Below are 14,191 nucleotides of genomic sequence, written 5' to 3'. Positions count from 1 at the left end.
GATTCTCCCTTTATGGATGGACCGACTGATTTCTATCTTTTGATGGTCACCTTCTCCATGATCACCGGTTCGGACGGCTTGTCCATGGGGCCGGTGGCGACGGAGCCGATCTTCATGACCACATCCAGTCCTTCGGTAACCTTGCCGAATACCGAGTGGCGGTCGTCCAGGTGAGGCGTCGGCGCCAGTGTAACGAAAAACTGGCTGCCGTTGGTGCCGGGTCCGGCATTGGCCATGGAGAGTACACCGGGGCCGTCATGGCGCAGATCGGGATGAAATTCGTCCTTGAACTGATAACCCGGACCTCCGGTACCATTGCCGAAGGGGCATCCGCCCTGAATCACGAAGCCGTCGATAATGCGATGAAAACTCAGGCCGTCGTAGTAGTTGCCGCCCCGGACAGTCTCCTGCCGGCCCTCGGCCAGGTTGATGAAATTCCACACGGTTTCGGGACACTCCTTGGCATAAAGTTCAGCTTCGAAGGTTCCCATATTGGTCTCGAATACCGCCGTGGCCCGATCGATTTCTTCCTTGTAGCTTTCTTTCTGGTTGGACATCGTTTTCTCCTTGTGCATGGAATGAAAAACCACGCCGTGCGCGGGCGTGGAAGAAGTTATCTGGATCCCGGATAATATAGGGGCATCCGCCGGTGGTGTCAATGCAGGACGATGGTTGGAGGTCGGAGGTCGGAAATCCGATAAAAGACCACCTGCAAGCTTTCATCCCTCATCCCTCATCCCTCATCCCTCATCCCTCGTCCATCGTCCATCGTCCCGCGTCCATCTTTCGTCCTCTGTCTTCTGGATTCCACCAACAAATCCAACTCCCGATCATAACGATCAATGACAGACGACCAGGCGTGGCGGGCCATCATGTCGGCGAGCACCGGCCGATGGTGGGAAAAATGCTCGGGCTGGCGCAGGATCGCGGCCAGCTTGGATGCCAGGTCCTCATCGTCGGCATACAGGAAAAGGCGGTGGAATTCCTTGGGCAGGATTTCCGGATAGGAAAGACGACGGGGAAGCAGCGGCAGGCATCCATGGCGCATGGATTCGACCGCGGCGATGCCAAAGTTCTCCTGAATCGCCGTGCTGACGGCAACGCAGCCTCTCTTGAGCCACCGTGTGTATTCGTCCTTGTCGGGCTCATATCCGTAGTGAACAATCTTTTCGCCGAAGCGGGATCGTGCCTCCAGAAAGGCAGTGGGCTGGAATTGACTGGTTTCGCCGAGAAGGGCCAGTCGAAAATCGATTCCCATGCGATCCACCCGGTCCAGGGCGCTGAAGAAAGCGTCGGGATTTTTGTCGAATTCCCAGCGGTGATTCCAGACGACCAGGGGCGGACCGCCGGGCAGCGGCGCCGGATATAGAAGATCCGGATCGAAGCGGCAGCCCGGATGAAGGACTGCGGCCTTGCTGCGGATAACCTTGGTGGCCCAATGGGGCTTGAATTCAGGCATCCGGCCAATGAATCCGGGGAGTGCACGGAAAAAGCGATCGAAATGGGATTGTGAATTGAACAGAATCCGGTCCGCGCAAAGGGCCGTGGTAAGATCGGTAAAAACGAACTGCAGGTCCATCTGCTCACCGGGCGCCAGGGGATAGGTCGTCTGGCTTTCGTGCAGATAGAGCAATACAGGTGGGCAGCAGCCATCGCAAAGGGCCTTGAAATCGGCCAGGCTCATCAGGCCGGTGGTGACGATTCCGTCGTAGGCGGCCAAATCGCCCACGGTTCGGGAAAAATGAAGGGCCGCCCCGCGCATGCGCCATTTCCAGAATCGGGCGGGCAGGGTCGCCAGATGGATGTCATGGCCCGAGTGCGCCACCCATCCCTTGGCGAAATCCCGGTGGGAACCGCCGTAAAACGGCTCCAGAAAGAGAAATTTCATTGTTCTCGCATGGTGGGGCGTCAGTTTGTCGCCACGCTGCTCATATAGGCCTGCAGTTCGTCGAAGGACAGCTCTTCCACCCGGGCGCGGCCCAGGGTTTCCAGAAGAACGAAATGGATGAGATCGCCTTCACGCTTCTTATCCTTGCGAATTGCGGCCAGCATGGCGGCAAGGTCTACTGGCGGCCGCACCGGCAGTCCGTAGCCGGCGATGATTCGCTCCAGGCGGGCGGCCTCCCTGTCGTGCAGGAGTCCCATCTTCGCGGACAGCTTCGCCGCCAGCACCATTCCGATGCCCACGGCCTCCCCGTGGGGGATGCCGGTGAGTTTTTCGATGGCATGGCCAAAGGTGTGGCCGAAGTTCAGTTTGCGCCGCTCGCCTTTCTCGCGCTCGTCCTGTGTCACCACCTTGGCCTTGATTTCCACGGACCGGTAGACCAGGTACTCCACGATAGCCTTGTCCAGTCTCAGTGCATCATCCTGGTGGGCATCCAGAAAATCGAGCATACGTTCGTCGGCGATGGCACCGTGTTTGATGATCTCGGCAAAACCGCAGAGAATCTCCCGCACCGGCAGGCTTTGGAGAACCGTCATGTCGCAGATGACAAAATCGGGCTGATTGAAAACCCCCACCATATTTTTGTACCCACCGAAATTCACGCCGTTTTTGCCGCCCACACTGGCGTCCACCTGGGCCAGCAGGGTCGTGGCGACAAACCCGAAGGGCAGTCCCCGCATATAGGTGGAGGCCACGAATCCGGCGATGTCGCAGACAATGCCGCCGCCGGTCCCCAGGATGAAACTCGAGCGGTCGGCTTCCAGTTCCACCAGCTGGTCATAGATCTTTGCCACGGTGTCCAGTGTTTTTATCTTCTCACCCAGACCGATAGTAATTGTCGGGCAATCGGGAAAGCGCTGTCGGTAAAGGCCCTCAATCGTCGTATCGGTAACGATCACCGTCCGACGCGGATCGATGTATGCGATCAGGTTGTCGATGGATTCGCCCACCAGCAACTGGGAGGAACCGGAGCCGCCGCGAACCAATAATTTCTTCATCACATCACCATGGCTGCTAAGTTGTCGATCGGTTCAGTACCATTCTATGCTGCTGGGCGTCTTTCTTACCACAGTCCCGACGGATGGAAAAGCCCAACCCCAACCTGATTCCCTACATCCTCGTCCATCATCTATCATCCCTCTTCCCTCGACTTTTTCGGCCCGCTTGCCACCCACCCCGGTTTTGGGGTATGCTGAAGCAATTTTTCCAGACCTTCATCAAAAAGGCATGCAACCGCTATGGACCCGGTAGTCATTCCCATTAACGGCGTCCTTGATCTGCACACCTTCGCCCCGGGCGAACTCAACGCCCTTTTGGACGATTATATAGACGCTTGTCTTGAAGCCAATATCAATGATCTGCGGATCATTCACGGCAAGGGCAGCGGCGTGCTGCGCCAACGCGTTCACACCCTGCTGAAAAAAGACCCCCGCGTAGAGCGATATGAAGATGCACCGCCGGAGGCCGGAGGGTGGGGGGCGACGCTGGCAACCCTCACAAGGAGGTGACGGACCCGTAAATCTAAATGTTTACGAGTTCATCGGGAGGTGACATGGCCGCAAAAGAAAAAATCCTGGTGGTGGACAACGAGACGGATCAGTTGGAGATGATCAGGGAAATTCTCCAGCGAATGGGATACGAGGTCCAGACGACGGACAGCCCCCAAAGGGCCGTCGAAATGGTGCGCAAAGTCGACTTTCGGGTGATTTTTATCGACCTGATCATGCCCGAAATCGACGGAACCGAACTTTGTGAGCAGATCAAACGGGTTCGCCCGGCCGTCGCCATCTACGCTTACTCCGGGCATGCCCATCTTTACAGCTCCGAACAGTTGAGGCGGGTCGGATTTCAGGGAACAATCACCAAGCCGGCCACCATGAGTGAAATCCAGGCGGCAATCGGGCAGGCCATAGACCTGCAACCGGGTTGAAAAGCCCATAAAGCGGCAATTCAACGCGCACCTTGAATCGAAAACAAACGAGGCCTTCACGATCATGCTGAAAAAGATTATAAGCGGCGGACAGACTGGTGTGGACCGGGCGGCCCTGGACGTGGCCATGCGCCTGGGCTTGCCCCACGGCGGCTGGGTTCCCAAAGGGCGGCTTGCCGAAGACGGCCCCCTGCCCTCCTATTATCAGCTTGATGAGATGCCCACCGACGACTATGCCGCCCGTACGGAGAAAAACGTCCTGGATTCGGAAGGCACCCTGCTGATCACCCGGGGAACACCCAGCGGCGGCAGCGACTATACCCGCAAGATGGCCTTAAAGCACGGCAAACAGTTGCTGCACATCGACCTAACCCTCGGCCAGCGGGCCTCCGACGCGGCCTCCCTGATCGCTTCCTGGATCGAGATGAACCGCATCGAAACCCTCAACGTGGCCGGTTCCCGGGCCAGTGGCGACCCGGCCATCTACATGGACACGGTCAACATCCTCACCCACCTGCTGCAATGAAGCCGTCTACTCCCGACCTGCCGCTGGAAGGCACGATAACCGCCAGGCAGTGCGAGTGCTGCGGCCATCACGAGATAGGCATCGTCACCCGGTCTGGAGAATATTTTTCACTCAGCCCCGGCATGCGGGTGACCATTACCGAAGCAAAGGATCGACCGGACGAGGACACCAAGACCTGATACCTGCCGCTGAACGAGTGAAACCGGGACCGCCGTCTTTCTGCCGGGGCTTTTTCCGTGCACCAAATCGTCTTGGCGTAGGAATTTTTCCGACAAGAGATCCCCACCTGGTCCTACATTAAAATGAGAAGCTCGCTTATACCCTTCTTTGACCACCGAGTTTACTTTTACAGTCAAAAGGTAGACGCCGCCTCGGCAGACAATCCTATCCACGTCAAAGGAGGGCAATATGAAAACCCGAGAAAAAATCCGGCAAAAATATGTACTGGCAGGCCTGATGGCGCTGCTGGCCCTGGGATTGACCCAATGTCATTCATCTTCCGACAAGGTCGCGGTGGCTCCCGTGTCCAAGGACGTGCAGCTTGAACCGACGACTGCCGCCCCATCGGCATCGACTTGGCGAAGCGCTATCGCCCAGGTTGCCCACGAAAACATCCCGGCCGTGGTACACATCGACGTCACCCAGCGCCGGGAGATCGCCAACCCCACGCTGCCATTTGGCAACGAACCGTTTTTCCATTTCTTTTTCAACGGCCCCCAACCACCGCAAAAATTCCGGCAGGAGTTGCGGGGACTGGGAACCGGCATGCTCATTGATGAAGATGGGCATATCCTGACCAACAACCATGTGGTTGCAGGCGCAGCGGAGATCAATGCCCTGCTGGCCGACGGCACGTCGTACCCGGCCAAACTGGTGGGAACCGATCCCAAAACGGATTTGGCAGTAATTCAAATCGATGCCGGGAAGAAACTTCCAGCGGTAACTTTTGGTGATTCGGACAAAATGGAAGTTGGCGACTGGGTGGTGGCCATCGGCCATCCCCGGGGACTCGACCAGACCGTCACCCAGGGAATCGTCAGTGCCAAGCATCGGCGAGGCGTTCTCGATCCGACCTCCTACCAGGATTATTTGCAGACCGATGCGGCCATCAACCCGGGCAACAGCGGCGGCCCGTTGATTAACCTCTCGGGCCAGGTGATCGGCGTCAATGCAGCCATCGCGACCGAGTCGGGCGGGTTCGAAGGCATCGGGTTCGCCATTCCCAGCAACATGGCCGTCCATGTGGCCAAGGCCCTGATCGACCATGGGAAGGTGATTCGCGGCTGGCTGGGGGTCAGCATCCGTGACCTGACACCCCAACAGGTAAAATCCATGCAGCGCAAGGATAACAAAGGCGCCCTGATCGCCGATGTGGTTCCGAACAGTCCGGCCGCCAAAGCCGGTCTGAAAAAAGGTGATCTGGTGGTCCGGTTCCATGGAGATCCCATCCAGGATGCCGCTGCACTGCAGCGCCGCGTGGGGGATACGCCGGTGGGGGATACTGCCGATTTGACCGTGTCCCGTGACGGAAAGTCCATTGATCTGACTGTAACCATCGGCAGTATGGAGGACGCCGTGCGCCGTATCGCAGCTTCTCTGGAAGATCGCCTGGGAGCGGTGATCAGGCCGCTCAAGGAAAGCGAAATGCGGCAATACGGTATTGAAGCGGGTCAGGGGATCGCCATTGCCTCGCTGGATCACGAAGGGGCGCTGGATACGGCCGGGTTTGAAAAGGACGATGTCATCCTGGATGTCAACAACCTGCCCGTTAAAAGTGTCGAAGGATTCGTGGCCATGATCAAATCGTTGCCGCCCCATCAACAGGTTCTGTTCAAAGCGCTGGATCATCGAACCGGACAGACCGGTTTCGTTCAGGTGACCATCGGATAGAGGAAGCGCATCATGAAACAGCAGCATAAATTCTCACTAAGTTATTACGTGTTGGTATTTTTCACCGTCATCCTGCTCGAGTCGATATTCTTCAGCGGTGCTGCGGTCAAGGAGATCTCCTACAGCAAATTCCGCGATTTGCTGGCCAATGATCGGATTCAAAGTGTGCTCTTGGAAGACCGTCGCATCTTCGGCTTGGAGAAGTCGGCCGCATCGAACGCTAAAAGCAACGGCAACGAGACACCGGTATTCCAGCCGCCCCGCAAGAAGGCACCCTGGAACCTTGACTTCGGGCTGTTCAGAGACAAGGCCCAGAAGCAGGTTGAACACCAGTTCGTGGTTGACCGCCTCGAGGACCCCCGCCTGATCGCCGATCTCCAATCCCATGGCGTAGACTACCGGGGCAAAATCGAATCCCACTGGTTGACCAATTTTCTCTCAAACTGGATCCTGCCGCTGGCCTTTTTCATTCTACTCGGTCGATTTCTGGCCCGCCGCATGAATAAAGGCGTCGGTTTTCTGGATGTCGGCAGGAACAAGGCCCGCATCTATGCCGTGGACCCGTCCCAAAAAGTCACCTTTCAAGATGTTGCCGGTGTGGATGAGGCTGTCGAGGAGGTCCGGGAGGTGGTTTCATTTCTTAAAAGTCCGGAGCGGTATACCCGTCTGGGCGCCAAGCTGCCCAAAGGAATCCTTCTGGTTGGACCTCCGGGGACGGGGAAAACCCTGCTGGCCAGGGCCGTTGCCGGCGAGGCGGGGGTACCGTTTTTCAATCTTAGCGGCTCCGATTTTGTGGAGATGTTCGTGGGCGTCGGAGCAGCTCGGGTGCGCGACCTGTTCAAGGATGCTAAGGCCAAGGCACCCTGCATCATCTTCATCGACGAATTGGACGCTGTGGGCAAAAACCGCGCACAGGGAATGGTCATGGGCGGCAACGACGAACGGGAGAACACACTCAACCAACTGCTCACGGAGATGGACGGTTTCGATCCTCAGACCGGCATCATCATCATGGGGGCCACCAACCGTCCCGAAGTACTCGACCCGGCGCTGCTGCGTCCCGGGCGCTTCGACCGTCAGATCCTGGTAGACCGGCCCGATCTGAAAGGTCGCATGGAGACCTTTGTCGTTCACACCCGCGCTTTGATCCTGGACGATCAGGTCGACTTCCGGAAACTGGCCGCCGAGACACCCGGACTTGCCGGGGCCGAGATTGCCAATATCTGCAACGAAGCGGCACTGCTGGCTTCGCGCAGGGATCGGCAAACCGTCCGGCAAAAAGATTTCCAGGATGCCATCGAGCGGGTCATCGCCGGCCTGGAGAAGAAAAACAAGCTGATCAATCCCCACGAGCGCCAGGTAGTGGCCTACCATGAATCGGGCCATGCCATCGTCGGGCACTTCACACCGGGGGCCGATCCGGTCCAGAAAGTCTCCATTATTCCCCGTGGCATCGGCGCTCTGGGATACACGCTGCAAACGCCCCTGGAGGATCGTTTTCTCATGTCCCGCAGTGAACTGCTGGGCAAGATCAAGGGTCTTCTGGGCGGTCGCGCCTCCGAAGAACTGGTATTCGGTGAAATATCCACGGGGGCGGCCAACGATCTGGAGAAGGTGGCCGATATCGTGCGCAACATGCTCACGGTTTACGGGATGAGCGAGCAGATGCCCAACCGATCATTGGTGGAACGGGCTTCCAACCCGTTTTTAAACCAGGGGCCATCCACGCAGCGGCGTTCGGAAAGCCTGGAGGCGTTGATCGACCATGAGTCCCAGGCAATCATCGATGAGGCCTACCGTTCCGCCCGGCAGATTCTCTCTGCCCATCGCAGCGAGCTGGAAGCCATGGCTGCACTGCTTCTGGAAAAAGAAAAAATCGATGGAAAAGACATCCAGCGTATTCTGGGACCAGGCCCGGCACCCCGAGAAAATTCGGATGAAAAAGGTCCAAAGCTTGCTGCTGCACATTAGCCGGCCGATCTGCAGACCAATGCTCGCTGCTCATCTTGCGAACTTGCATATGCTTTGCCGGAATGAAAGGACGAGTTATCGATGGATCAGGTTGAAAAGAAAATCGGATACTGGCCGGTGGTGGCCATCGGCATCGGCGGCATGGTCGGCGGCGGCATTTTCGCCGTCCTGGGGCTTTCCGTACAGATGACCCATGGTGCCGCACCGCTGGCGTTCCTGGCTGCCGGTCTGGTGGCCATGGCGACCGCTTACGCCTACACCCGGCTGTCGGTGACCTTTCCCGGACAGGGCGGCACCGTGGTCTTTCTGGACCAGGCGTTTGGCGCGGGCCTTTTCACCGGGACAGCCAACGTTCTTCTCTGGATCAGCTACATCGTCATGCTTTCTCTGTACGCCTACGCCTTTGGCAGTTATGGCGCCGCCATGTTTCCGGAAGGTTTCCGTTCGTTAGGCAAGCACATACTGATCAGCGTCGCGGTGCTGGGGGTCACCGGTCTCAATTTTCTCAATGTCGAAACCATCGGCCGCGCCGAAACCTGGATTGTCGCCGCCAAGATCGGAATTTTGCTCTTTTTTACCGGCGTGGGCGCCTGGACCATCGATGTTTCGAGGATTGCCGCGGGCAGTTGGCCTTCGGCCACGAGCATTCTCGCCGGGGCGATGATCATTTTTCTGGCCTACGAAGGCTTCGAGCTGATTGCCAACACCGCTGCGGATGTCCGCGACCCAAACCGGACCCTGCCACGCGCCTACTACTCGGCCGTCGGTTTCGTCATCCTGCTTTATGTCTTGGTAGCCGCGGTGACGGTGGGCAATTTGCCGGTTGACCGGATCGTCGCTGCCAAGGATTATGCCCTGGCGGAGGCGGCCAAACCTTTTCTGGGATCTTTCGGGTACCTGCTGATCACCGTGGCGGCCCTTCTCTCCACCCTGTCGGCCATCAACGCGACCCTGTATGGCGCCGCCCGTCTCAGCTACACCATTGCCAAGGACGGCGAGCTGCCGGAAATCCTGGAGCGCAAATTGTGGAACCGACCGGTGGAGGGCCTTTTGATTACCAGCGGCGCCACCTTGCTGGTCGCCAATTGTTTCGACCTGTCAAGCATTTCGACCATGGGCAGCACCGGCTTTCTGCTCATTTTTGCCGCTGTCAACGCCGCCAACGTCCACCTGGCCGAGAAGACCGGCAGCCGGCGCTGGATATCCATCGCAGGCGTTCTGCTCTGCCTGGGTGCGCTCTACAGCCTGCTGCACTATACTTGGCAGCATTCACCGTCCCACATCTGGGTCCTGGCGGCCATGCTGTTTTTGGCCTTTGCCGTGGAGGGTGCCTACCGGTTGTGGCGGCGGGGCAATCTTCTTCTGGAGCATTTCCGGTAAGGGCCGGCACAATTCCTGAATTTGACTTTCATCGGCTTTATGGTAAAATTTTTTTATGGGGATCTTAAAAGGGCTTTTGTGGATTGCACGCCTGGCCGTTTCGGTGGCCGTTGTCATGAATTTCCCTTTTTTTCCTCAAAACGCCGAAGGAGCGCCACCCCCATCACCCAAGCCACCGCAGCCGGTTGCCGCATCGCAGCGCACCGGATCTTCCCGTTCCCCCAAATATATTGAAGTAAGGATCAAGCAGCCCCTTAAAACCCTGATTGCCGGGGAATCCGGCAGCTTCGAACTGGAAGCGCGGCTGACAGCGCCCGAGAACACCGTTGGCAAACAGGTGCGATGGGACCGGGAGAAGGCGGTTCCACTGGTCATCTATATCGCCGTTCCGGAAGACAGCGGCATCGCATTTATCGACAGGATCCACCCGGACCGGCCCTATCGTCATATTCTGGTGAAATTCAAACGCCCTTCCTGTTCCGATACACAGCCCCTGACCGCAACAGTGGACTACATCGTCAATCCGCGGACCATTGCCGGCAGCCACTCTTTCTGGATGGACATCTATGGCGAACTGGTCGATGCGAGGAACCTCAAGGTCCAGGATATGGGCGTCCACCGCCTGCCTTTCGAAATCGACACCCATCTGAAGACCAAAGTCCTGATGCTGACGATCATCGCGGCCGCTGTTTTTCTCTTTATCGTTGAGTGGGTGCGTGTGGACGTGGTCGCCATCGCGATGATGGTGCTGCTTCCCGAGTTGGGGCTCTTAAACGCCCGGGACACGTTCAAAGGACTCAGCAGCAACGCCGTGGTGGCGATCATCGGCGTAATGATCATCAGCTACGGGTTGAACCGGGCCGGACTGGTCAATCGCATGATTCAACCGCTGCTCAAACGCGTCGGCAGAAGTTCACGACGACTGACGGTTATCTTCTCGGGTCTGATCGCCGTCATCTCCAGCGTCATGCAAAATACCGGCGCTGCGGTGCTCTTCCTGCCCGCTATCCGCCTGGTTGCCTCTTACCGGCTGAAAATCCCCATTTCGCGGGTGCTCATGCCCATCGGCATGGCGGCCATCCTTGGCGGCACCCTGACCATGATCGGGACCAGCCCCCTGATCCTGCTTAACGACATTCTTCCCTCCGGGATGCCCAAATTCGCATTTCTGGAACTGACGCCCATCGGCCTTGCATTGGTGGTCGGCGGGATTGCCTATCTTTCGACGGTAGGATTGGGTATGCTCGCCGGACGACAGGAGAAATCCTCTTCTGATTCGAATAAACCCGTCGATCCTGCCCGCGAAGGCATCCTCGACGCCTACCCCCTGATCAAGGGGCCCTTTGAGATTCATGTTCCCGAGGATTTCCGACCGGCCCGGCTTCCGCTTACCGTAATGCAGATACGCAGGCGGTATCTTGTCAATATCGTGGCTTCGGCCGAAATCGACGGCACCTGCAAGGTTGCCCCGCTTCCAGACATGACGGTGCAACCGGGTCATTTCCTGTGTGTCTACGGTCCGGTCAAAGCCGTTGAAAGATTCGTGAGCGCATACGGACTGGATCTGAAAGAGGAACCGGAATTTTTCAAAAACGATATGTTCAATCCTTCGTTGGCGGGAATCGTGGAAGGTGTGGTGTCGCCCCGGTCCGGACTGATCGGTAAAACCATCAGGGAAATCCGATTTCGCGAGACCTTCGGACTGAATGCCCTGGCCATTCATCAATCCGACAAAGCCTATTATCGACAACTGGCCGACCGCCCCCTTCAAGCCGGTGATGCGGTGCTGCTGCACGGCACCTGGGAGCAACTGCACGCCCTGGAAGACCTTCACCGGAACCTGATCATCATCACGCCTTTTGAAAAAGAATTTCACAAACCTGAAAAAGCCGCCTGGGCATCGATCTGTTTCATGGTAACGCTGGGCCTGATGCTTCTGTCGAGCTTCTATTTTCAGAGCCAGTCCTACAATCCGATTCCACTGTCGGTTTGTCTCATGCTGGGCGCCGTATGTATGGTTCTAACGCGGGTCATATCGATCAATGAAGCATACCGGGCGGTCGATTGGCGCACGGTATTCCTGCTGGGAGGACTCATCCCGTTGGGGATGGCCATGAATCAGACCGGTACGGCCCAGTGGATTGCCAGGGGCATTGTCGCCGGTCTCGGCCCCCTGATGAATCCTCTGCTGCTGCTAATTCTTCTGGCCGCCCTGAGTTGCGGATTCACCATGGTCATTTCCAATGTCGGCGCCTGCACGCTGCTGATCCCGCTGGGGATCTCCATCGCCAACCAGATCGGCGTCGATCCGCGGGTGGCCGCCATTGTCGTAGGGCTCGGGGTGTCCAACTCCTTCATTCTGCCGACCCACCAGGTAAATGCGCTTTACATGGGGCCCGGTGAATACAGGACCCGCGACTACATCAGGATCGGCGGTGGGCTGGCGGTTATTTACATCATCATCCTGGTGGCAATGACGTATTTCTTTTACCTGTAGTGCAGCGCCGGACATCGATTTTCGCCGACGGATAGCCGTGCAATTGCACATCCACCTCTCCCCGTTATTTTTACCATGGAGCCCATTGCAAACTCTTTTGTCCTGTTCATTCCGATTTGAATTTCAGCTCATCGGCATGGTTGCTCCGCTGAGCACGTTCCCGGCCGTAGCTTCGCACCACCAGCACCGGAATCTCTACGGCGTGGCGCACGGCCGAGACGGTCTGGCCGAAGACCAGATCGTCCATTCCTCGATGGCCGTGCGAGCCCATCACCAGCATATCGATGCCGGCAGCGTGGACGGCATCGACGATGGCCTCGGCCGGCTGCCCGTGGAGCAGAAGAAATTCCACCGGAAGATCCGCGTCTTCGATCTCACGGGTCAAATGGGCGAGATAAAGTTCGTCTTCTGCGCTATGCAGGCTCCAGCTTTCTTTCCCCAGCATGAGCGTGCCGGGAGTGTCGACCACATGCAGCAGGGTGATTCCCGCACGGTGCCCGCGCGCTTCGGCTACGGCCGAAGAAAGAATCTGCCCATCGCCAGGGGCATGCTGCAAGGCCACACCGATATGCCGCACGCGAAGCGGTGCAATGGTTCCCGCCACCCGACCGGCGTCGGTCGTGATCGCGCTCTCCCATCGGCGGCCGGGTCGAAAAAAAGGTTTTGCGGTGATGATGACGAGAACCGCCAGAACCCCGATGAGAGGAATCATTAAAAATATATTCTGCCATAGCGGAAGTTTGCCGGCCCAATCGGCGATGGAATCGAAAACCAGTTTCAGGTTCAGGGCGACAATGATGGCTGCGATGGCCCAGGCCGCCGTCTGAAGCCAGGGACGATTGGCGAATCCTCCCATCTTGCCTGGGTCGGAAGTAAAATGGATCAGTGGAATGATGGCGAAGGGCAGCTGCAGGCTTAGCACGACCTGGGAAAGAATCAGCAGCCGGTATAAACCGTGGTCGCCGGCCAGAGCGACGACGATTGTGGCCGGCACCAGGGCAAGGCCGCGGGTCACCAGACGTCGCAGCCAGGGCTGCATGCGCATGTTGAAAAAACCTTCCATGACAATCTGGCCCGAGAGGGTGCCGGTGATGGTTGAACTCTGCCCCGCCGCCAACAGGGCCACCGCGAAGGCGATGGGAGCCAGCCGGGAGCCCAGGACGCCACTGAGCAATCCGTGCGCCTGCTGAATCTCAGTGACCATGATCCCCCGGCTGTGAAAGTCCGCCGCCGCCATGATCAGGATCGCGGCGTTCACCAGAAAGGCCGCGTTGAGCGCCACCGTGGAATCGACCAGATTGAACCGGCAGGCCTCCTTTTTGGCTGTGACGGTGTCGGATACCGCCCGTGACTGGACCAAAGACGAATGCAGGTAGAGATTGTGCGGCATAACCGTGGCGCCAATCATGCCAATGGCCACATAGATCGCCGAAGAATCCATTTGTGGAATGAATCCGGCGGCGATACCGCCCCAATCCGGTTTGGCCAGGTAGACTTCGATGAAAAAGCACGACCCGATGGTGGCCACCAGCATGACGATAAAGGCCTCCATCTTGCGCATTCCCAGGCGCTGCAGTGCCAGCAGCAAAAAGGTGTCCATGGCGGTCACCGCGCAGCCCCAGAGCAGGGGTAGACCGAAAAGCAGGTTCAACCCGACGATGGTACCAAGAATTTCCGCCAGATCGGTAGCCGCAATGGCAATTTCGGCAAGCCCCCATAAAAAGAGGTTGGTCCCTTTTGAGTACTCTCTCCGACAGCCCTGGGCCAGATCCAGGCCGGTAACGATGCCCAGCCGGGCGCTCAATGTCTGTAAAACCAAGGCCATGATGTTGGACATCAGCAAAACCCAGATCAACATATAACCAAAACGGGCACCTCCTTCGATGTCCGTTGCCCAGTTTCCCGGATCCATGTATCCCACGCTGACGAGATAGGCCGGCCCGACGAAAGCGATCAACCGGTGCAGGCCGCCCCGTTTTTTTACATCGATCTTTTTATCGAAGCGGTCGGCCGCCGGTCGGTCGGAATACGATGTTCCGCGCATGAGAACAG

The 14,191-nt window shown here is 57.8% G+C and carries 12 protein-coding genes; 8 read left to right on the top strand and 4 right to left on the bottom strand.

The window, feature by feature from the left end:
• Positions 1-32: 32 nt before the first annotated feature.
• The 3 genes from GN111_RS31215 to aroB form a co-directional block, all read right to left on the bottom strand.
• On the bottom strand, positions 33-557 hold the full coding sequence (locus GN111_RS31215; RefSeq protein ID WP_155307498.1) for a peptidylprolyl isomerase: 525 nt from the start codon (positions 555-557) through the stop codon (positions 33-35).
• 176 nt (positions 558-733) lie between these two features.
• Positions 734-1,888 carry a tRNA-queuosine alpha-mannosyltransferase domain-containing protein gene (locus GN111_RS31210; protein ID WP_155307497.1) on the bottom strand — a complete coding sequence of 385 codons (1,155 nt, stop codon included), beginning with the start codon at positions 1,886-1,888 and terminating at the stop codon, positions 734-736.
• A gap of 20 nt (positions 1,889-1,908) precedes the next feature.
• Positions 1,909-2,943 (bottom strand): 3-dehydroquinate synthase, encoded by a 1,035-nt coding sequence (aroB, locus tag GN111_RS31205; protein WP_155307496.1) that lies wholly within the window; start codon positions 2,941-2,943, stop codon positions 1,909-1,911.
• A 240-nt stretch (positions 2,944-3,183) separates the two neighbouring features.
• On the opposite strand from aroB, the gene GN111_RS31200 reads away from it, so the two are divergent.
• The 8 genes from GN111_RS31200 to GN111_RS31165 all read left to right on the top strand — a co-directional run bounded on the left by GN111_RS31200 (position 3,184) and on the right by GN111_RS31165 (position 12,139).
• Positions 3,184-3,453, top strand: a complete 270-nt coding sequence (locus tag GN111_RS31200; RefSeq protein WP_155307495.1) for a Smr/MutS family protein — start codon at positions 3,184-3,186, stop codon at positions 3,451-3,453.
• A 44-nt stretch (positions 3,454-3,497) separates the two neighbouring features.
• Positions 3,498-3,875 (top strand): response regulator, encoded by a 378-nt coding sequence (locus GN111_RS31195; protein WP_170302545.1) that lies wholly within the window; start codon positions 3,498-3,500, stop codon positions 3,873-3,875.
• Between the two features lie 64 nt (positions 3,876-3,939).
• Positions 3,940-4,401 carry a putative molybdenum carrier protein gene (locus GN111_RS31190; RefSeq protein ID WP_155307493.1) on the top strand — a complete coding sequence of 154 codons (462 nt, stop codon included), beginning with the start codon at positions 3,940-3,942 and terminating at the stop codon, positions 4,399-4,401.
• A complete protein-coding gene (locus tag GN111_RS31185) occupies positions 4,398-4,580 on the top strand; it encodes a hypothetical protein (protein WP_155307492.1) in 183 nt (60 codons plus the stop codon). Before GN111_RS31190 ends, GN111_RS31185 begins: the two co-directional genes overlap by 4 nt.
• Before the next feature lie 229 nt (positions 4,581-4,809).
• Positions 4,810-6,291, top strand: coding sequence for a Do family serine endopeptidase (locus GN111_RS31180; protein ID WP_155307491.1), 1,482 nt, complete (start codon positions 4,810-4,812; stop codon positions 6,289-6,291).
• A gap of 12 nt (positions 6,292-6,303) precedes the next feature.
• The gene (gene ftsH / locus GN111_RS31175; RefSeq protein WP_155307490.1) at positions 6,304-8,262 is read left to right on the top strand and encodes an ATP-dependent zinc metalloprotease FtsH; all 1,959 of its coding nucleotides are present in this window, start codon (positions 6,304-6,306) and stop codon (positions 8,260-8,262) included.
• Between the two features lie 81 nt (positions 8,263-8,343).
• Positions 8,344-9,642, top strand: coding sequence for an APC family permease (locus tag GN111_RS31170; RefSeq protein WP_155307489.1), 1,299 nt, complete (start codon positions 8,344-8,346; stop codon positions 9,640-9,642).
• Positions 9,643-9,697: 55 nt separating this feature from the next.
• Complete coding sequence (locus GN111_RS31165; protein WP_197740463.1) at positions 9,698-12,139, top strand: SLC13 family permease; 2,442 nt, start codon at positions 9,698-9,700, stop codon at positions 12,137-12,139.
• A gap of 106 nt (positions 12,140-12,245) precedes the next feature.
• Here GN111_RS31165 and GN111_RS31160 read toward each other — a convergent pair whose 3' ends face one another.
• Entirely contained in the window at positions 12,246-14,183 is a 1,938-nt protein-coding gene (locus GN111_RS31160; RefSeq protein WP_155307488.1) for an Nramp family divalent metal transporter, read from the bottom strand.
• Between the last annotated feature and the right edge of the window lie 8 nt (positions 14,184-14,191).

The organism is Desulfosarcina widdelii, assembly GCF_009688965.1.
GTDB classification, from domain to species: Bacteria; Desulfobacterota; Desulfobacteria; order Desulfobacterales; family Desulfosarcinaceae; genus Desulfosarcina; species Desulfosarcina widdelii.
Note: the sequence above shows the minus strand (reverse complement) of the source record. Positions and strands in the feature narration are given on the sequence as shown.

Excerpts from the sequence above, each read along its gene's own strand:
- GN111_RS31215 (WP_155307498.1), bottom strand. The coding sequence starts at position 557 with ATGTCCAACCAGAAAGAAAGCTACAAGGAAGAAATCGATCGGGCCACG.
- GN111_RS31210 (WP_155307497.1), bottom strand. The coding sequence starts at position 1,888 with ATGAAATTTCTCTTTCTGGAGCCGTTTTACGGCGGTTCCCACCGGGAT.
- aroB (WP_155307496.1), bottom strand. The coding sequence starts at position 2,943 with ATGAAGAAATTATTGGTTCGCGGCGGCTCCGGTTCCTCCCAGTTGCTG.
- GN111_RS31200 (WP_155307495.1), top strand. The coding sequence starts at position 3,184 with ATGGACCCGGTAGTCATTCCCATTAACGGCGTCCTTGATCTGCACACC.
- GN111_RS31195 (WP_170302545.1), top strand. The coding sequence starts at position 3,498 with ATGGCCGCAAAAGAAAAAATCCTGGTGGTGGACAACGAGACGGATCAG.
- GN111_RS31190 (WP_155307493.1), top strand. The coding sequence starts at position 3,940 with ATGCTGAAAAAGATTATAAGCGGCGGACAGACTGGTGTGGACCGGGCG.
- GN111_RS31185 (WP_155307492.1), top strand. The coding sequence starts at position 4,398 with ATGAAGCCGTCTACTCCCGACCTGCCGCTGGAAGGCACGATAACCGCC.
- GN111_RS31180 (WP_155307491.1), top strand. The coding sequence starts at position 4,810 with ATGAAAACCCGAGAAAAAATCCGGCAAAAATATGTACTGGCAGGCCTG.
- ftsH (WP_155307490.1), top strand. The coding sequence starts at position 6,304 with ATGAAACAGCAGCATAAATTCTCACTAAGTTATTACGTGTTGGTATTT.
- GN111_RS31170 (WP_155307489.1), top strand. The coding sequence starts at position 8,344 with ATGGATCAGGTTGAAAAGAAAATCGGATACTGGCCGGTGGTGGCCATC.
- GN111_RS31165 (WP_197740463.1), top strand. The coding sequence starts at position 9,698 with ATGGGGATCTTAAAAGGGCTTTTGTGGATTGCACGCCTGGCCGTTTCG.
- GN111_RS31160 (WP_155307488.1), bottom strand. The coding sequence starts at position 14,183 with ATGCGCGGAACATCGTATTCCGACCGACCGGCGGCCGACCGCTTCGAT.